The following is an 18,975-nucleotide window of genomic DNA, read 5'->3' as shown; positions in this document are numbered from 1 at the left end:
TGCCGCCGCGGCAGGCGACGACGCCGCCCTCCGGTCCGCACGACATCACGTAGCTCAGTCCGGTGACCGGGCTGTAGGCGCTGATAACCCGCGCCTGCCCCTGCACACCCGTGCGCAGGTACCCTCGCGGACCGCTTGCGCGAACGAGCAACTGGTCACCGACGTACCCGCGGAAACCCCTGCGCCACAGGAGACCGCGCCCGGCGGCGGGGTCGCGGGCCCGACCGTCACGGTGGAGGTCTGCGGCGGATTGACCGTCTGCGTGACCGTTGGCGTCGCCTCCGTGTCGGTTGTCGAATCCGAGCTCCGATTGAGCAGGAAGTACGCGCCGACGATGAGCAGGCCGATGATCACCAGGACGGCAATGCAGATCAGCACGATCATCACTGATTTGTCGCGCCCCTGCCGACGACCAGGCGGTGGGTACGACTGCGGGTACGCGGACTGCGGGTAGCCGGGCTGGGGATATCCGGACTGGGGGTACGCGGACTGGGGATAGCCGGACTGCTGGTACGGCCCAGGGGCCGACGGATACGCGGAACCAGGCTGCGACGGTTCGGAATGGGGCGCTTCGGAACGGGGCGATTCCGGATAGGCGTAGTCGGAGTACGCCGGCGGCTCGTAGGCACCCGGCCCAGCGCCCTCGGGCGTGCCAGGGTAGATCGACGGATCCGTGTACGCGTGCGTGGAGTTCCGGTACTCACCCGGGTCACTGCCGGTGGGGTCGTTTCGTGCCTGGTCGTCGCCCGGATTGTCATCGGCGGGACCCGACCGATCGTACGGCGCCGGAGTCACAGTGAACACGCCCGATTCGCGAACATAGGAGTGAGGATATCCGGAATGCCAGATGATGCACGCCGGATTGGCGTGGGTACACCAGCACAATCCCGCCGTTCAGATGACAAGCTCGGATGACCCTACCCCGGATAGCCCCCGCTTCAGATGACCCCGTGAATCGGGGGACTCTCCCCACGCAACACCCAGCGACCGATGTGCTGGTACTTCCAGCGCACCGGGTCGTGCAGGGTGTGTGTTCTCGCGTTTCGCCAGAACCGATCGAGCGAGAGCTCGGCCGACGCGCTGCGTGTGCCCGCCACCTCGAACAACGCTGAGCTCACCGAATTGGACGCACGGTCGGCGACTGTCTTGGCGACAGCGACGGCAATAGACGCCTGGGCGGTAAGCGCTGGATCGTCGACGTCGTCGGCCGTCGCCGCGTCGGCGGCTCTACTCGCCGCGTCGAGCGTCGCTTCTGCCGCCGCGACCTCGACGCCGAGCTCGCCGAAGCGTTGCACCGTCAACAGGTCGGCGTCGGCGCGCTCGACTCCTGCCTCGAACCACGGCCGCGACTTCGTGCGCACGAAGTCGGCGGCTGCGTCGAGTGCGCCGCGCGCGATACCGACGTCGATCGCGACGTGCAGTAGCTGGGCGAATGCGCCGTAGCCGGTCGGTCGAGCGACGGCCGGTGCGCGGGCCACGAGGTCGCCCGGGTCCACGTCGACGCCACTGAACCTGACGGTCCCCGACCCGGTGGTGCGCTGACCGAGACCGTTCCAGTCGTCGACGATCTCGACCCCCGGAGCGTCGGCCGCCACGAATGCGATGTATTCGCCCGGCTCGAACTCGTCTGCGGCGTCACCGGTTTCGGGCTCTTCGGGCAAGCGCGCCAGTACGGCGAGAGTGTGGGCGAACAACGACCCTGTCGCATAGAACTTCTCACCGTCGAGCACGAACCGGTCGTCTTGCCGACGCAGCGTGGTGTTGATGTCTGCGACGGTCTTGCCACCCCGCTCCGACTGCGCATTCGCGACCCGACCACCCTGCAGGACATGACCGAAGATGCGCTGCGCCAACGCATCCGGACCGGCGAGGCGGAGCAGATTCAGATAGACGAAGTGGCTGTGCGGGATCTGCGCGACGTTGGGGTCTGCGGCTGCGAGTAGTCGGGTGACATCCGCGACGACGCTCGGCGCGAGGTCGGGACCGCCGAATCGCTGCGGGACGGTGATCGCCAGAAGCCCCGACGCCGACAGGTCGTTGATCTCCGCGTACGGGAGTCGGCGATCACGGTCGCGCAACGCGGCGTCGACCTCGATCCGCGCCGCGACCTCACGAGCCTTCGCCAACGCCTCCGCGGCGCTGGTCGGCACGACCACTGGATCAGCGGTCGGTACGGTCTCTGCCGGCCGAGCAGTGAAACCTTCTGTCGCCGTTGATGTGTGGGGGTCTGTCGACACCGTCAGACCGTCGCGCTGCGGTCGGCTAGTTCGAGTTCGCGCACCAGCGGCAGCACACGCTCGCCGAAGTACTCGATCTCCTCCTGGAAGTGCAGGAATCCACCGAGAACCAGGTCGACGCCGAGCTTCTTGTACGCGACGATCCGCTCGGCGACCTGCTCCGGGGTACCGATCAGTTGCGTACGGAAGCCGTCGTTGTACTGCACCAGATCCTCGAACGACGAGTCGGCCCACATGCCCTTCTTGTCGCCGGTCGAGCTGCCCGCCTGCTGTACCGCACTCCGAAAACCCTCCACCGCAGGCTTGTTCGCCTTCTCGACGATCTCGCGCAGGGTGTCACGCGCCTCCGCTTCGGTGTCTCGCGCGATGATGAATCCGTTGAGTCCGAAGCGCACTTCGCGGTTGTGTGCGCGGGCCACGGCACGCAGGTCGTCGAGTTGCTCGGTGACGCCGTCGAAGTCTTTGCCGTTGGAGAAGTACCAGTCGGAGTAGCGGCCACCGTTGTTGCGTGCGGCCGTGGAGTTACCACCCTGGAACAGTTCGGGATTGGGCCGTTCCGGAGTGTTGAGCGGCTTGGGCTTGAGGGTGAAGTCGTGGATGCGGTAGAAGTCTCCGCGGTAGTCGACGTTGTCCTCGGTCCAGATCTTGCGGATCACCTCGAGGAACTCGCCGCTACGTCGGTAGCGCTCGTCGTGCTCGAGCCAGGGCTCGCCGAGGTGGGTGAACTCGTCCTTGAACCAACCACTCACCACGTTGATCGCAAATCGCCCGCCCGACAAGATGTCTGCGGTCGCGCCGAACTTGGCGAGCACTGCGGGATGCCACAGTCCGGGGTGAATGGCCGCGATCAGCTTCAGACGTTCGGTCGCACCGAGGAGAGCGAGGCTGAACGACGTCGACTCGTGCTGGAACTCGGCCCCGTAACTCGCTTCGTACCGCACCTGGCTGAGCGCGTACTCGAATCCGTTGTTCTCGGCCGTCTGCGCGAGGCGCTTGTTGTACTCGAAGTCCCACCCGGTTCGCTGCTCGATGTCGCTCGTCACGAGTCCACCGGATACGTTCGGGACCCAATACGCGAACTTGATCTCGTCGGCGATCTTCTCGGTGGACATGACACTCCTGTTGCTCGGCGGACGTCCGCTCTCGGACACAATCGGAGTTCAGTGTCATCGACGCCGCCGCAGGCGCCCACAGTTGAAATCGGCATGGATTCAAGTCGACGGCGCGCGCCGACCTGTTACCTGTTCGACGACGCCGGTCAACGGTCGTCGGACGGCTCCCACTGCGCCATCCCGAGGAACACGATGACCAACTGGCGCTGAGTGCGTTCGATGATCGCCGACTCCGCGCCTCTGCCGCGGTGCTCGCCGTCGAGAATGTCGGCGACGGCGGTCAGCATGATGCTCACGATGAGTTCGGCGGCGAGTTCGAGGTCGTCGGCGCTCCAGTCGGCGAGGTCGGGTATCCGCGACAGGTCGATGGCCAGTTCTTTCGAGAACAACCGCAACTCGGTGTCGATGGCCCGCCTGATCTCCGCCAGGCCGCCATGCTGTTCGCGGATCAGGAAGCGAAACGCCGGTTCGTTGTCGTGCACGTGCTGCAGCAGGATGTCGAGTGAGTTCTTCGCGGTCGGCAGTGCCTGCCGGGCGGCGAGGTCGCGGCGCCCTTCGCGCAGCGTGCGTCGCAGCACTCGCATCGAGTCCTCGACGAGCGTGACGCCGAGGTCTTCCATCGACGCGAAGTGCCGGTAGAAGGCGGTCGGGACGATGCCGGCACCCCGCGCGACCTCCCGCAGGCTGATACTTCCGAAGCTGCGTTCGGCGACGAGATCAAGCGTCGTGCCGATCAACGCCTGCCGGGTGCGGTTCTTGCGGTCGGCGCGAGTCTCGGCGTCAGCCTCCCGACCGCCATGGGCGGAGCCGGAGCGTCGAGTCCTGGTCACCTGCCCGAGCTTATCTTGCCGCAGGTCAGGCCGACCAACCGCAGTCGCTCACGCCGACGCTCCGCCACCCGGTCGGCGACCCCTCAGCCGGCCAACTCGAACAGTCCCGCGGCGCCCATACCTCCGCCGATACACATCGTCACCACGCAATAGCGGACGCCGCGTCGTCGACCCTCGATCAACGCATGCCCGACGCAGCGCGCGCCCGTCATGCCGTAGGGATGACCCACCGAGATGCCGCCGCCGTCGACGTTGAACCTCTCCGGATCGATTCCGAGTTCGTCGCGGCAGTAGAGGGCCTGAGACGCGAAAGCCTCATTGAGCTCCCACAGACCGATGTCGTCGACGGTCAGCCCGTGCTGCTTGAGCAGTTTCGGCACCGCGAATACCGGCCCGATCCCCATCTCGTCGGGGGCGCATCCCGCAACGGCCATGCCGCGGTAGACGCCGAGCGGCTGCAATCCACGTCGCGACGCTTCGGCGGCTTCCATCAGTACCGACGCCGACGCGCCGTCGGACAACTGCGACGCATTACCGGCCGTGACGGTCGACGTCGCGGTGACGGCTCCGTCGGGAAGCACCGCGCGCAGACCGGCGAGTGACTCGCTCGTCGTCGAGGGACGGTTGCCTTCATCGCGATCGAGCATGACCTCCTGCTCCGACGTCTCACCCGTTTCCTTGTCGACGACCAGCTTGGTGGTCCGTAGCGGCACGATCTCTTCTGCGAACCGACCTGCCTCCTGCGCTGCCGCCGTCCGCTGTTGGGAGATCAGCGCAAGCTCGTCCTGCCGCTCCCGACTGACGCCGTACCGTTCGGCGACGATCTCCGCGGTCTGCAGCATCGGCATGTAGATATCACCGACGTTGGCAACGAGCCACGGGTCCTGAGCCCGGTAGTTGTTCGCGTGGTCGTTCTGCACCAACGAGATCGACTCGACGCCGCCACCGATCGCGATCTCCATGCCGTCGTCGACGATCTGCTTGGCGGCCGTCGCGATGGCCATCAGGCCGGACGCGCACTGCCGGTCGACGCTCATGCCCGACACCGAGTTGGGCAGTCCCGCACGCAGCAGCGCCTGGCGGGCGATGTTGAACCCGGTCGAGCCCTGCTGCATGGCGGCACCGAGCACGACGTCCTCGACCTCGCCTCCCTCAATACCTGCCCGCGACACCGCATGGGCGATGGCGTGCCCGGCGAGCTCTTGTGCCTGGGTGTTGTTGAACGCTCCTCGGTACGCCTTCCCGATCGGGGTCCGTGCGGTGGAGACGATGACTGCTTCGCGCATGAGTGTCTGTTCTTTCTGGTGCTGGTGTTATCGCTTTGAGGTGGACGGCGGGCTCAGGGAATGAACACGAGGCGACCGACGGTCGTGCCCTCGCCGAGACGACCGACACCGCCGGCAACGTCGGACAGCGCAAGTCGTTCGCCCACAAGAGGTTTGACAAGACCCTTGTCGGCCAACCGGGTCAGTTCGGCGTGGCACTCATCGATGACCGCCGGGTTCTTGGTCTGATAGAGACCCCAGTGCAGCCCGACGATCGAGTAGTTCTTGATCAACGCATGGTTGAGTGCCGGTTGCGGAATGGTGCCACCCGCGAAGCCGATCACCACGATGCGCCCCTCAAATGCGATGCACTTGGTCGATCCGGCGTACGCGTCGCCGCCCACCGGGTCGAAGACGATGTCGGCGCCGTGGCCTCCGGTGAACTCCTTGACCGCAGACACGAAGTCCTCGGAGCGTCGATCGACGACCAGATCTGCACCGAGTTCCTTGGCGTACAACGCCTTTTCGGGTCCACCCACGACACCGATGACCTGCGCACCCGCAGCCTTACCCAATTGCACTGCCGCACTGCCGACGCCTCCTGCGGCCGCGTGCACGAGCAGGTAGTCGCCCTCGGCGATCTGCGTCCGACGGTGCAGCGCGAACCATGCGGTCTGGTAGCCGATGCTCAACGCGGCGGCCTCGGCGTCGTCGAGGGCATCGGGAGCGTGAAAGACGTTGGCCTGATTCATCAGCGCGTACTCGGCGAAAGCCCCGCCGGGAAGAATCGGGTTTCCGACGACCCGCTCGCCGACAACGGCACGATCGACTCCCTCACCGACGGCGACAACCTCACCGCACAGTTCGACGCCCGGCGTGAAGGGCAGCGGCGGCTTGATCTGGTACTTGCCCTGGCAGAGCAGGACGTCGGGGAAGTTGGCAGGCGTGGCAAGCACTTTCACCAGGACCTCGCCGGGACCGGCCGTGGGTGTGTCGACCTCTTCGAGGGTCAGAACGTCGCGGGGGTCACCGAGTTCGTTGACGCGCCAGGCTTTCATGAATGTGTCTCCTTCTGTGGACTACGAATGTCGTTGTGGGGTAAGCGGTGCTGAAGGCTGTGCCTGCGGCAAGTAGGAGTCAGCCTGCGAGACCGATCAATTCGGCGAGGCGTCGGCGATGCCAGTAGCCGGTTCCTAACGCGAGTTGATCGGCCTTGGCCCGTTTCAGGTAGAGATGCGCCGGGTACTCCCAGGTCATCCCGATACCGCCGTGGAGCTGCACACATTCTTCGGCAGCGCGTACGGCGACGTCTCCGCAGTACGACGCCGCCATGTGCGCCGCGATGGCCGCATCGAGGTCGCCGTGCGCCGCGGTGTCCGCGGCATAGCGGGCGGCCGCCCGTGCCGAACTGACTTCGAGCCACAGGTCGGCCAGTCGGTGTTTGATTGCCTGGTACGAGCCGATCACCCTGCCGAACTGTCGACGCTCCTTCACGTACGCCAGCGTCGTGTCGAGGCACCACTGCGCCACGCCGTACTGTTCGGAGGCCAACAGTGCCACCGCGGTGGTGATGGCCGCGCTCAGCGCGGTTGCGGCGTCGGCGGTGTCGACCCGATTGGCGCAGACCCCGACCAGCTCGACGTCGGCGAGCGGACGCGTCATATCCAGCGACACAACGGGTTCGACGACGACTCCGGCAGCATCCGCAGCCACCACATGCAGCTCCAACCCGTCCGAACCGTTGACCGGGATGACGAGCAGATCCGCCTGCGACGCACCGGCGACCGTCTCGACCCTGCCGTTCAGGACCCCGTCGACGACGTCGACCGACGCAGCAATGGCACCGGGCGTCGTCGAGAACGGAATCAGCAGTGCTCCCGTCTGCTCGCCGGCGGCCAGAGCACTGACCGTGTCGACGTCGCCGGCGTGTAGGAGCGCCTCGGTGGCGAGTACCGCGCTCGTCAGGAACGGGGTGGGTGCCACGGCACGACCGATCTCCTCGAAGACCACGGCGGCCTCCCGCTCGGTCGCCCCCGCACCGCCGAGGTGTTCGGGCACAAGCAATCCCGCGACACCGATCTCGTTGGCGAGCGACTTCCAGAGCGCAGCGGTGTCGACCGTCGGCTCGTCGTAGCTCGCCGACAGCGCAGCGGGATCGATGCGGTCGTCGAAGAGCCTGCGCACTGCGGCACGCAGCGCCTCCTCGGTATCGCCATAGGCAAGGTCCGGCTGCCCGGACTGCGGTGCAGTCGTCGGCGCGGCGGCGGGTGCGGTTGCGGTCATGGGTGCGGTTGTGGTCACCGTGGTAGGTCCTTCCATGCGATTCCCTTGTCGACGCGGTGTTCCGGCGGCAGGCCGAGCACGCGTTCGGCCACGACGTTGCGCAGGATCTCCGACGTTCCGCCCTCGATCGAGTTGCCCTTTGCCCGCAGATACCGGTATCCGGGTCCGCGTCCGGTGAAGTCGACGGTCTCCGGGCGGCGCAGCGTCCAGTCGTCGTAGCGCAGTCCTTCGTCGCCGGCCAACTCGAGTTCGAGTCCCGAGATCGCTTGTGCCTGACGGGCAAAAGCCAGCTTCATCGCGGAGCCCTCGGGGCCCGGTTGGCCCGCCGCGAGTTGTTGGCGAAGGCGTTCTCCGGCGAGACGGGTGACCTCTGCGTCGATCCACAGTTGCATCACCCGATCCAACGCCGCGGGCTCACGGTCGTCCGGATTCTGGCGCCACCACTGCGCGAGCTTGCCGATCATCCCACCCTCGCGAGGAGCACCGGAGCCGATGGCAACCCGCTCGTTGTTGAGAGTCGTTGTGGCAACACGCCATCCGTTGCCGACGTCGCTGATGCGGTCGGCGTCGGACACACGGACGTCGGTGAGGAAAACCTCGTTGAACTCCGCTTCACCGGTGATCTGCCGCAGTGGCCGGATCTCGATACCCGGTGTACTCATGTCGACGATGAAGTACGTGAGCCCGGAGTGTTTGACGGCGCCGGGATCGGTGCGCGCCACCAGGATTGCGCGTTGGGCGTTGTGCGCGCCCGATGTCCACACCTTTTGACCGTTGACCACCCACGAGTCGCCGTCGCGAACCGCACGCGTTGCCACGCCTGCGAGGTCCGACCCCGCTCCCGGTTCGCTGAACAACTGGCAGTAGATGTGTTCACCGGTGTAGAGCGGACGCAGGAAACGGGCGCGTTGTTCCTCGGTGCCGAGTGCAGCGATCGTCGGTGCCGCCATTCCCAGTCCGATTCCGTTGCGACCGCGCGCGGGCCCCGGAGCACCGGCCGCGTCGAGCGCGGCGTCGACGCCCGCCTGATAGGTCTGCGCAATTCCGAGTCCACCGTGCCCGACCGGGAAGTGCACCCAGGCCAGTCCGGCATCGAAACGGGCACCGAGGAAATCGCTTTCGGACGTCTCGGTCGGCGGGTGGGTGGCGAGCAGCCGGGTCACGCGCGCGTCGAGGTCGGCGGTGATGTCGTCGGATACCGACGCTGGAGCATCCGTGAGCACTGGGCATCGATCCTTTCGGGTAGGGGTGGGATTCAGCGGAGAGGCGCGTGCCGTCAGTCCTTCGGTCCCCCGGCCACGTAGACGACCTGGCCGGAGACGAATCCCGCGCCCTCGGACACGAAGAACGAGGCAGTGTGGGCGATGTCCTCCGGCTTTCCGGTTCGTGCAACGGGAATCGCTGCGGCACTGGCCTTCTTGAGCTCGTCGAAGTCGACGCCCATCCGCGCGGCGGTCGCCGCGGTCATGTCCGTCTCGATGAACCCTGGCGCGATGGCGTTGGCCGTGACACCGAACTTGCCCAACTCGATCGCGAGTGTCTTGGTGAAGCCCTGCATGCCCGCCTTGGCCGCGGAGTAGTTGGCCTGACCACGATTACCGAGCGCCGATGTGCTCGACAGATTCACGATCCGACCCCATCCGGCGTCGACCATGTGCTTCTGCGCGGCCTTGCTGACGTTGAAGGCGCCACGCAGATGCACCGCCATGACCGTGTCCCAGTCGTCGACGCTCATCTTGAACAGGAGGTTGTCGCGCAGCACGCCCGCATTGTTGACGACGACCGTCGGAGCACCGAGCTCAGCGACAACCTTCTCGACGGCAGCGTTGACCGATGCCTCGTCGGAGACGTCGGCGCCCACGGCGATCGCTTTGCCGCCGCCCGCGGTGATTGCGGCTACGGTGTCGGCGCATGCCGCGGCGTCGAGATCGAGCACTGCGACGGCAAGTCCGTCGTCGGCAAGCCTTTTCGCGATTGCGGCGCCGATTCCGCGCGCTGCTCCGGTGACGATCGCTACCTTCTGGGCCATGGTGTTTCCTCCGTTGTTCGGTATTGGGGTATTCGACTGTGCTGGATGTGAATGTGGTTGTGAGCGTCGATGTGTGGTCGTGCCGCGGGCGGATTAGCGATACTGCGAGGCGTCGCCGAGTCGCTGACCGCCGTCGATCACCATCACCTCGCCGGTCATCCACGACGACGCGTCGGAGGCGAGAAAGACGATGGCCGACGCGATGTCCTCGGGCTCGCCGATGCGGCCGAGCGGCGTGGCAGCGGCAACCTGCGGCTCGTGCTCTCGCCACAGCGCCTCGGCGAGCTTGGTGCGGACGACGCCGGGCGCGACGCCGTTCACCCGGATGCGCGGAGACAACTCGAGCGACAGTTGCTCGGTGAGGTAGATCAGCGCCGATTTCGTGGTGTTGTACACGCCGATGTTCGCCTCGTGGACCATCCCGCCGATCGACGCGGTGTTGATGACCGATCCCCCGTGCTCACCCATCCACGCCTGTACGGCGAGCTTCGTCCACAGCAGGGGCGCCCAGAGGTTCACGTCGACGGTCTTGGCAAATCGTGCGTGGTCCTGGGCGATGAGCGGGCCCGCGGCAGGGTTGGTCCCGGCGTTGTTCACCAGGATGTCGATGCTGCCGAACCGTTCCAGCGTGAGTTCGACGCAGCGTTGCGCGGCGTCCTCGTCGACAGCGTGGGCCGCGACGCCGAGTGCGCGAGGTCCGATCTGAGCCGCCGCGGCGTCGGCCGACTCCTGCTTGCGCGAGGTGACGACCACGTTGGCGCCCGCGTCGGCCAACGCAGCCGCGGCGGCGAGGCCGATACCGCGCGAGGCACCCGACACCAGTGCCGTCCGTCCGGTGAGGTCGTGAGATGTCATGGCGCAGAGATCCTTTCGATGGTGATCAGGTCGACGCACCCGCGGGGCGTCGTCGACGGCGTCGTTGAGAATCCGCTCGCGAGGCAGAGCGCCCCCTCACAAACCGACCCATAACGTGATCGCAGTCTCGACAACCATCTATAGTTGAAGGTGATTTCAGATTCAACATCGCCCCGTGGCGATCTGATCACAGGAGGAACCTTGACCACAGCAACACAGCCCGTCCGCCCGACCACGGCCGCCGATCTCGCCGAGCTGGTCGGAACCGAACTCGGGCCGACGCCGTGGTACGCCGTCGAGCAGGACCGGGTGAATGCCTTCGCCGACGCCACCGACGACCACCAGTGGATCCATCTCGACACCGAGCGTGCTGCCGCCAGCGATCTCGGCGGGACGATCGCGCACGGCCTGCTCACCCTGTCCCTCGGGCCCCACCTGTCGAGCCAGCTGATTAGGTTCGACGGTTTCGCACACAGCCTCAACTACGGCTACAACAAGGTCCGCTTCCCCGCTCCCGTGCCGGTCGGTTCGCGCGTGCGTATGCGCGTCACCGTCGTGTCCGCCGACGAGGTCTCCGGCGGCATCCAGGTGGTGACGTCGCAGGTCATGGAGCGCGAGGGCTCCGACAAGCCGGTGATGGTCGCCGAATCGATCGCCCGGGTCGTCGCCGCGTCCTGACGTGCACAACGACGTGTCCACCCACTTTGATCTGAAAGGCAACTCCCATGGTCAATCTCATCGACCCCGTCGTGCGTCACGCGACGACACGGCCCGATGCGACCGCTCTTCTCGGTGACTCGACGTCACTGAACTACGGCGAGTTCTACGACGCGGCGTTGGCCTATGCCGGTGCGCTGCGTGATGCGGGCATCCGACGCGGAGACCGCGTGCTGCTCGCGGCACCGTCGGTCCCCGAGTTCGCGATTGCGTACATGGGCATTCAGGCACTCGGCGCCACCGTGATCACCGTCAACACGATGTCCACAAGCGCAGAGGTCGGCTACTTCCTGAGCAACTCCGAGGCGTCACTGGCCATCGGGCACGTCACGCTCGGCCCAGCAGTCGCCGACGCGGCAGCCGGGGCCGGTGTTCCCTCGTGGCAACTCGATGCCTCGGCGCTGAGTCCCGGCAACGTGACCGCGACACCGCTCGAGGCCCCCGTCGACCGTGCACCCGACGAGACCGCCGCCCTGCTCTACACCTCTGGCACCACCGGGAAGCCCAAAGGCGCCGAACTGACCGTCAAGAACCTCCTGTCGGCCGGAGAGGTGGCAGGCGAGGTCAGCCGGGGTACCGCAGACGACAGGCTGGGCACCGGACTGCCGCTGTTCCACGTCTTCGGTCAGGCGTCGGTGATGATGGCGGCCTTCACCACGGGCGCATCGATGTCGCTGCTGAGTCGTTTCACACCGCGCGGAATGATCGACATGCTCGCCCGCGATCGGCTGACAGTGCTGTGCGGCGTCCCGACCATGTGGAACGCGATGCTGCACGAGGCAACGGAAGCGGACGCCGAAGGGTTTGCACATCTGCGCGTTGCCGTCTCCGGCGGAGCGTCGCTTCCCGGGGAGATCGCACGCGCCTTCGAGGAGCGCTTCGGGTGCACCCTGCTCGAGGGTTACGGGCTGACCGAGACCACCGCGATGGCGACGTTCAACGACATCGACCGCGGCGGAAAGATAGGCAGCACCGGCGCCGTGGTTCCGCGGATGCGCGTCGAGGTACGCGACGCCGACGGGGCCGTGTGCGCACCGGGCGTCGTCGGTGAGGTGTTCATCGCGGGCGACATGGTGTTCAAGGGTTACTGGCGCAATGAGGAGGCGACCGCCGCGGCACTGTCGCACGACGGTTGGTTCCGCACAGGCGATCTCGGCGAGATCGATGTCGACGGCGATCTGCGGATCGTCGACCGCGTCAAGGATCTGATCATCCGTGGTGGTTACAACGTCTATCCCGGCGAGGTGGAGGAAATCCTCTATCAGCATCCCGATGTGGTCGAAGCCGCAGTCGTCGGCGTACCCGACAGCCACTACGGCGAAGAAGTCGCGGCGGTCGTCGTACTGACGGCGGGAGCAACGACCACTCACGACGACATCGAGTCGTGGTGCCGAGAGCGTCTGTCCGCCTACAAGATTCCCCGCATGGTCTTGTTCGTCGACGAGCTCCCCAAGGGATCGACCGGAAAGATCCTCAAACGCAACATCGATCGCACGGCCCTGAGGAGGACCACCGCATGAGTGCAGTCAACCGCCAGATCAGACTCGCAGCACGACCCACGGGTGAGATCGACGAGAACACATTCACCGTCACCGAGGAACCGATCCCACAACCGTCGGCGGGCGAGTTCGTTGTCGCCGTCGACTATGTCTCGGTCGATCCCGCCATGCGCGGTTGGCTCGACGACGTGCCGTCGTACATCCCTCCGGTGGGCATCGGCGAGGTGATGCGCGCACACGCCGTCGGCACCGTCGTGGCGTCGGAGAATGACAAGTACCCCGTGGACACCGTGGTGTCCGGACCGTTCGGTGCGCAGGAGTACGCCGTGTCCGACGGCCACGACATCATGGTGGTCGATACCGATCTCGCGCCCGCACCGACCTGGCTCGGCGCGCTCGGATTCCCCGGGATGACAGCGTATTTCGGGCTGCTCGACGTCGCACAGACGAAGCCTGGCGACACCGTGCTGATTTCGGGCGCGGCGGGCGCCGTCGGCAGCGTCGCCGGGCAGATCGCAAAGCTGATGGGCTGCAGGGTGATCGGGGTGGCCGGTGGCGAGCGCAAGTGCTCATGGCTGACCGACGAACTCGGATTCGACGCTGCCATCGACTACAAGCAGGGTTCCATCGGCAGGCCGCTGCGTGCGGCCGCTCCTGAGGGCGTCGATGTGTACTTCGACAATGTCGGCGGCGATATCCTCAATTCGGCTCTGGCACAGTTGCGTACGCACGCGCGCGTGGCGATCTGCGGAGCCATCTCGGGCTACAACGCCACGACACCACCGCCCGGACCGTCGCGCTACCTGTCGCTGTTGATCAACCGCGCATCGATGGCGGGATTCATCATCTTCGACTACCGGCGTCGCTACCCGGAGGCCCAGGCCGCATTGCAGGCCTGGATTCGGTCGGGTCAGATCACCGCGGCCGAGCAGGTCGAAAAGGGCGACATCACCGCGTTCGGCGACACGCTCGCCATGCTGTTCTCGGGCGCCAACACGGGCAAGCTGGTGTTGCAGATCCGCTAGTACCCGCTGGAACGAAACCCAGAGCGGGGGAGGAAATTTCCTCCCCCGCTCTGGGTTTTGTGGTGCTGTTGTAGTTGTGTCGCTCTTACTGGTGTCGCTGACGACCGAGCTGACGAATCCAGGCCCGTGAGTCGGCGGGGTCGATCACGTCGTCGAGTTCGAAGGTCGTGGCCGAGTGCAGCGCCTTGCCGTGTTCGTACGCCTTCGCCACCAACTCGGCGAACAACGCGTCCCGCTCGGCAGGATCGTCGATCGCCTCGAGTTCCTTTCGGAATCCCAGTCGTACCGAGCCCTCCAGTCCCATCGGACCGATCTCGCCGGTCGGCCACGCGACGGTGAACTGCGGTGCGTGGAATGAACCGCCCGCCATCGCCATCGCCCCGAGCCCGTAGCCCTTGCGTAGGATGATCGTTCCCAACGGCACCGTCAGCCGCGCACCCGCGACGAACAACCGCGAGAACCGCCGCACGGTCGCGTGCTCCTCGGACTCAGGCCCCACCATGAATCCCGGTGTGTCGCACAGGGTCACCACCGGGAGCCTGTGCGCTTCGCACATTTCCAGGAAGTCGGCAGCCTTGTCGGCGGCCTCCGCGTCGATCGCGCCACCGAGGTGCGCACTCGAGTTCGCGACCACCCCGTATGCCACGCCTTCGACTCGGATCAGCGCGGTGACGACTCCCATGCCGTAGTCAGCCCGCACCTCGAGCGTCGAGGCGGGATCCGCAATGGAGTCGATCGCCTCGCGAACGTCGTAGGCGCGCAGTCGATTCTCGGGGACCACGTGTCGGGAGAGCCTGGTGTCCGGCGCGTCCCAGTAGACGACGTCGCCCTGGAAGTACGCCAGGTATCGACGAGCCAGATCGACGGCGTCGGCTTCGTCGCGCGCCGCGATGTGTACGACGCCGTTGCGACGCTGAAGCTCGACCGGACCGATGTCCTCGGGGCGGAAGACACCAAGACCGCCGCCCTCGACCATCGCCGGACCGCCCATGCCGATGTTGGCCTCGGGTGTGGCGATGAGGACGTCGCACGCTCCGGCGAGTGCGGCGTTGCCCGCGAAGCACCGTCCCGAGACAACAGCGATCGTCGGGACCCGACCGCGCAACGAGGCCATCTCGCGGAACGTGTTGAGCTCCAAGCCCGCCGCGCCGTTGGCATCGGTATCGCCCGGCCGGCCTCCACCGCCCTCGGCGAAAAGCACCAGCGGAACGTTCTTGCGCTTGGCCAACTCGATCAGCCGATCGGTCTTGGCGTGGTTACGCAATCCCTGCGTGCCCGCAAGCACCGTGTAGTCGTACGAGATCACCACAGCTTCAGCAGCTTTGGCACCAAACCGGTCGGCGCCGATCGTCGCGACGCCGCCGACCAGTCCGTCCGCGGGAGTGTTCGCGACGAGATCTTCTTCGGTGCGGCGCGTGCGCTGGGCTGCAAGAGCCAAGGCCCCGTACTCGACAAAGCTGTCCTCGTCGACGAGGTCGGTGATGTTCTCGCGAGCGGTACGTCGACCGATTCGGTGGCGCTTGGCAACCGCGTCGGGACGCGCGGCGTCCAGCGTCACCTCGTGCCGCGCGTTGATCTCGGCGAGATCGGGCCGGATGTGGTCCGGGTCGATCTCAGCGCGAGTCTCGACATCTGCATCACCGCCGGCGGCTCCGATGACCGCCAACGGTTGACCGGTTGCGACGGCCTGACCCGGTTCGACCAGCGCCCGGATCAGTGTTGCCGCGGTGGGCATCGACACGGTGTGCTGCATCTTCATCGCTTCCAGCACGACGAGTGCCGTACCGGGCGCTGCGGCGACGCCCGCCTCCGCCACCTCGACGACCACGCCCGACATCGGGGCCACCAGCACGTCCTCGCCGTCGGCGAGTTCGACGTCGAGGACCGGTGCCGCGGCGTCGTCGGCGATCGGCGCGGCCGCGCCTGCGGTGTCGAAATCGGTTGCGCGCGCGACGAGTTCGTCGATTTGTTCGCCGAGGTATCTCGTCGTGACCGAGCCTGCGCCGAATGTCTTGTCGCCGAGTATCGCGCGTAGCAGGCCGACGTTGGTCGCGACGCCGTCGATGACGAATTCGCCCAACGCATCGGCGGTCTTGCGCGTCGCGATGGTGAAGTCACCCCGCGCGGTGTGGCCGATCACCTTGGCGAGCAACGAATCGTAGCGCGGGCTCGTCGTGAGACCCGGCCGCCCGAACGTGTCCACCCGTACCCCGGGTCCCGTTGGCGCAGAGAACGATCGCAACGTGCCCGATTGCGGCACTGTTGTGCCATCCGGGGTTGTGGTCTCCATGTTCACGCGAGCCTGGATCGCGACACCGGCCGTATCCACGGGTGTTCCGGTCACGGCTTCACCGTCGGAGGTGATGCCCGCGGGTAGCCCCAGCTCTCCGAAGCGCCGGTCTGCGGCGATGGCCAACCCGATCTCGACGAGGTCGCAACCGGTCACCTCTTCGGTGATGGTGTGCTCCACCTGAATTCGCGGATTGACCTCGAGGAAAACGAACCGATCGCCCGCGACGAGGAACTCGACCGTCGCCAGCCCGCGATATCCATTGGCGGCACACAGCCGTGCCGCGCACGCGTGCAGTCCGGCACGCATCTCGTCGGAGAGATGTTGTGCCGGTGCGATCTCGATGAGCTTCTGATGTCTGCGCTGCACACTGCAGTCGCGATCACCGAGCGCGAGTGCTGTTGTTCCTGACGCCCCAGTTCCTGAAGCTCCTGTCCCCGAGGCGGACTCCGCCGAGATGATCTGCACCTCGATGTGCCGCGCCGAACCGCAGAGTTCCTCGGCGAACAGGTCCGCGTTGCCGAATCCTGCCTGCGCCTCTGCGGCACATGCCTTCATCGCGTCGGCGATCTGGTCGGCAGAGGTGACCTCGCGCATGCCTCGACCGCCACCGCCTGCAACCGCTTTGATCATCACGCCCGACGGGTGTGCGGCAAGCAGTTGGGCGACCTGCGCCTCGTCGACACCGCTCTCGGTGGCGTCGAGTACGGGTACATCTGCGGCGATCGCTGCTCGTCTGGCCGACGCCTTGTCGCCGAACGTCTCGAGAGCCTCCGCCGACGGACCGACGAACCGTAGCCCTGCGGCAGCGCAGGCACGCGCCAAACGTGGCTCCTCGCTGAGGAATCCGTATCCGGGATGAATAAACGTGGCCCCGGTGCGCTGTGCGGCGTCGATGATCGCGTCGACGTCGAGGTACGCCTGCGCCCCGACGCCCTCGAGCGCGACGGCCTCGTCGGCGGCACTGACGTGTGGTGACTGCGCGTCGTCGGCGGCATACACCGCGACGACGCGATGCCCGGTTTCCCGCGCGGTGCGGATGATGCGGAGTGCGATCTCCCCGCGGTTCGCCACGAGGACGGTTGCTGAACTCATGCTTTGCCAACCTTCGCGAAGAGATCGCCCTTGCGGACCTTGCCCGTCGCGGTCATCGGAAGTTGTTCGATGATCTCGACCTCGGGCACCTTGTAGCCTGCCATGTTCTGTCGAGCCCATGCGACGATCTCGTCGGCCGTGAGCTTCTCTCCGCCGCGTAGTTGCACAAATGCGAAGGCGATCTGACCTCGTCGTCGATCCGGTTTGGGTACCACCGCAGCCTTGTCGACGGCCGGATGAAGCATCAGCAGCGACTCGACCTCGGAGGGGAAGACGCTCATGCCGTTGGTCTTGATCATCTCTTTGTTGCGCGCCAGGTAGTGCAGCGCTCCGCGGTCACTGAACTTGCCGAAATCGCCTGTCTGGAGCCAACCGTCGCGCAATGCGTCGGCAGTAGCCTCGGGATTGCGGTGGTAGCCGAGCATCACCGACGGACTACGCACGATGATCTGACCCTCGCTACCGAGCGGAACCGGATTGCCATCGGCGTCGACGATCAGGATGTCGGTTCCGGGAACGGGCACGCCGCAGAACACCGGGTCGCCCAACAGATCGTAGTCGTCGGCGGAATAGCCAAGCGTGATGGTGTCCGCGGTGTGCGTTTCGGTCATCCCGTAGCTGCCTTCGCGCAACGTGTTCCCGGTCGCCTCACGCCAGCGAGCCCGGACCGTCGGGTCGAGTTTGGACACAAACGACACCGCGAGCGGGTTGGTCAACGATGTGAGGTCGTGCGTCGAAAAGTCTTCGCGCTCCATCAATTCGATGTAGTTGTCGACGGTGCCGATCATCGAATCCACGCGATAGTTCTCGATGCTGTCGAGTACGACACGCGCGTCCCATCTCGTCAGCAAGACGACGGTGTCGCCGTTCACCAGCGGGACCAGGATGCCGGTGTCCTCCCCTGCGATCCAGAACACCGGCATGAAAACCAGCGACGCGCCATGCACGGCCCCGACCCGACGACCATGGGCCGCAGTCGCCGTCACGGCGGTGTAGAGCATGTGCGCCTGAGTGTGCTGACAGCCCTTGGGCATTCCGGTCGTCCCGCCCGTATAGTTCAGCGCGGCAAGACGATCGGGGTCGACCTCCGGGAAGTCGGCAGGCGCAGGCGTTGCGACGATCCGAGCCCAGTCCGTCTCCTGCCCGGTGCGCTCGAACGGCGCGTCGGGACTGTCCGCGAGCAGCATGTCGGAGGGATCCGTCGTCGCGACGACGCGCACCTGAGTGCGATCGCGAACCGCGTCGACGAGGCCGGCGAGCGCGGGTTGGGTCAGCACCACACTCACCTCGGCGTCGGCGAGTTCATGAGCGAGTTCGTGCTCGCGCAGCATCGGATTCACGGGCACATGGACGGCACCCAGTTTGAGGATCGCGAGCATCGTGATGTGGAACTGCGGACAGTTGCCCAGGTACAGGCCAACGCTGTCGCCGACGCCAATCCCCTGAGCGCGTAGCCAGCCGGCGACGCTGTCGGATAGTGCGTCGTATTCGGCATAGGTGATCTCGCGTCCATAGAAGGCGATCGCGACCGCAGCGGGAGTCTCGCGTGCCCAGTGCCGCAGGTAACCGACGATGCCCTGCGCGTCGACCGAGGATTCCACGGTCCGCGGGACGTCGACCGGCCAGTGCGCCTGCTGGACGCGGCCGACCTCGGCCAACGCGCTCTCGAGCGGGTCGTCGACTGCTGGTGTCGGCGAGGTGGTCGTCGTTGAGGTGTTCACAGTGCATCTCCTCGGAT

General features: G+C 66.2%; 15 protein-coding genes. 3 read left to right on the top strand and 12 right to left on the bottom strand.

Features of this window, described 5'->3' with window-relative positions:
* Positions 1–54: 54 nt before the first annotated feature.
* The 10 genes from RND64_RS06545 to RND64_RS06500 all read right to left on the bottom strand — a co-directional run bounded on the left by RND64_RS06545 (position 55) and on the right by RND64_RS06500 (position 10,611).
* Positions 55–795, bottom strand: coding sequence for a hypothetical protein (locus RND64_RS06545; protein WP_235434395.1), 741 nt, complete (start codon positions 793–795; stop codon positions 55–57).
* Between the two features lie 143 nt (positions 796–938).
* Positions 939–2,156 (bottom strand): SfnB family sulfur acquisition oxidoreductase, encoded by a 1,218-nt coding sequence (locus RND64_RS06540; RefSeq protein ID WP_049699723.1) that lies wholly within the window; start codon positions 2,154–2,156, stop codon positions 939–941.
* Positions 2,157–2,239: 83 nt separating this feature from the next.
* Positions 2,240–3,349, bottom strand: a complete 1,110-nt coding sequence (gene sfnG / locus RND64_RS06535) for a dimethylsulfone monooxygenase SfnG (RefSeq protein WP_049699831.1) — start codon at positions 3,347–3,349, stop codon at positions 2,240–2,242.
* Positions 3,350–3,495: 146 nt separating this feature from the next.
* Positions 3,496–4,179, bottom strand: coding sequence for a TetR family transcriptional regulator (locus RND64_RS06530; RefSeq protein WP_049699724.1), 684 nt, complete (start codon positions 4,177–4,179; stop codon positions 3,496–3,498).
* Positions 4,180–4,262: 83 nt separating this feature from the next.
* A complete protein-coding gene (locus RND64_RS06525; protein ID WP_049699725.1) occupies positions 4,263–5,465 on the bottom strand; it encodes an acetyl-CoA C-acyltransferase in 1,203 nt (400 codons plus the stop codon).
* Positions 5,466–5,518: 53 nt separating this feature from the next.
* The gene (locus RND64_RS06520; RefSeq protein ID WP_049699726.1) at positions 5,519–6,502 is read right to left on the bottom strand and encodes an NADPH:quinone oxidoreductase family protein; all 984 of its coding nucleotides are present in this window, start codon (positions 6,500–6,502) and stop codon (positions 5,519–5,521) included.
* 79 nt (positions 6,503–6,581) lie between these two features.
* Positions 6,582–7,727 (bottom strand): acyl-CoA dehydrogenase family protein, encoded by a 1,146-nt coding sequence (locus tag RND64_RS06515; RefSeq protein ID WP_049699832.1) that lies wholly within the window; start codon positions 7,725–7,727, stop codon positions 6,582–6,584.
* Between the two features lie 14 nt (positions 7,728–7,741).
* A complete protein-coding gene (locus RND64_RS06510; protein WP_049699727.1) occupies positions 7,742–8,950 on the bottom strand; it encodes an acyl-CoA dehydrogenase family protein in 1,209 nt (402 codons plus the stop codon).
* A gap of 53 nt (positions 8,951–9,003) precedes the next feature.
* Positions 9,004–9,756 carry an SDR family oxidoreductase gene (locus RND64_RS06505; RefSeq protein ID WP_049699728.1) on the bottom strand — a complete coding sequence of 251 codons (753 nt, stop codon included), beginning with the start codon at positions 9,754–9,756 and terminating at the stop codon, positions 9,004–9,006.
* 93 nt (positions 9,757–9,849) lie between these two features.
* Positions 9,850–10,611, bottom strand: coding sequence for an SDR family oxidoreductase (locus RND64_RS06500; RefSeq protein WP_049699729.1), 762 nt, complete (start codon positions 10,609–10,611; stop codon positions 9,850–9,852).
* Between the two features lie 201 nt (positions 10,612–10,812).
* Here RND64_RS06500 and RND64_RS06495 point away from each other — a divergent pair, with 201 nt between their 5' ends.
* The 3 genes from RND64_RS06495 to RND64_RS06485 are packed head-to-tail and all read left to right on the top strand — an operon-like array spanning position 10,813 to position 13,852.
* Positions 10,813–11,289 carry a MaoC family dehydratase gene (locus RND64_RS06495; RefSeq protein ID WP_049699833.1) on the top strand — a complete coding sequence of 159 codons (477 nt, stop codon included), beginning with the start codon at positions 10,813–10,815 and terminating at the stop codon, positions 11,287–11,289.
* A gap of 47 nt (positions 11,290–11,336) precedes the next feature.
* On the top strand, positions 11,337–12,848 hold the full coding sequence (locus RND64_RS06490; protein WP_049699730.1) for an AMP-binding protein: 1,512 nt from the start codon (positions 11,337–11,339) through the stop codon (positions 12,846–12,848).
* Positions 12,845–13,852, top strand: coding sequence for an NADP-dependent oxidoreductase (locus RND64_RS06485; RefSeq protein ID WP_049699731.1), 1,008 nt, complete (start codon positions 12,845–12,847; stop codon positions 13,850–13,852). Before RND64_RS06490 ends, RND64_RS06485 begins: the two co-directional genes overlap by 4 nt.
* Positions 13,853–13,937: 85 nt before the next feature.
* Here the strand turns inward: RND64_RS06485 and RND64_RS06480 are convergent, their stop codons facing one another.
* Positions 13,938–17,237, bottom strand: coding sequence for an acetyl-CoA carboxylase family protein (locus RND64_RS06480; RefSeq protein ID WP_049699732.1), 3,300 nt, complete (start codon positions 17,235–17,237; stop codon positions 13,938–13,940).
* Positions 17,234–18,958, bottom strand: a complete 1,725-nt coding sequence (locus tag RND64_RS06475; protein ID WP_049699733.1) for an AMP-binding protein — start codon at positions 18,956–18,958, stop codon at positions 17,234–17,236. Before RND64_RS06475 ends, RND64_RS06480 begins: the two co-directional genes overlap by 4 nt.
* Positions 18,959–18,975 lie beyond the last annotated feature (17 nt).

Origin of the sequence: Gordonia sp. w5E2, from assembly GCF_036540975.1 — a bacterium.
GTDB lineage: Bacteria > Actinomycetota > Actinomycetes > Mycobacteriales > Mycobacteriaceae > Gordonia > Gordonia jacobaea.
The sequence above is the reverse complement of the archived record's forward strand: the minus strand, read 5'-3'. Positions and strand labels throughout refer to the sequence as shown.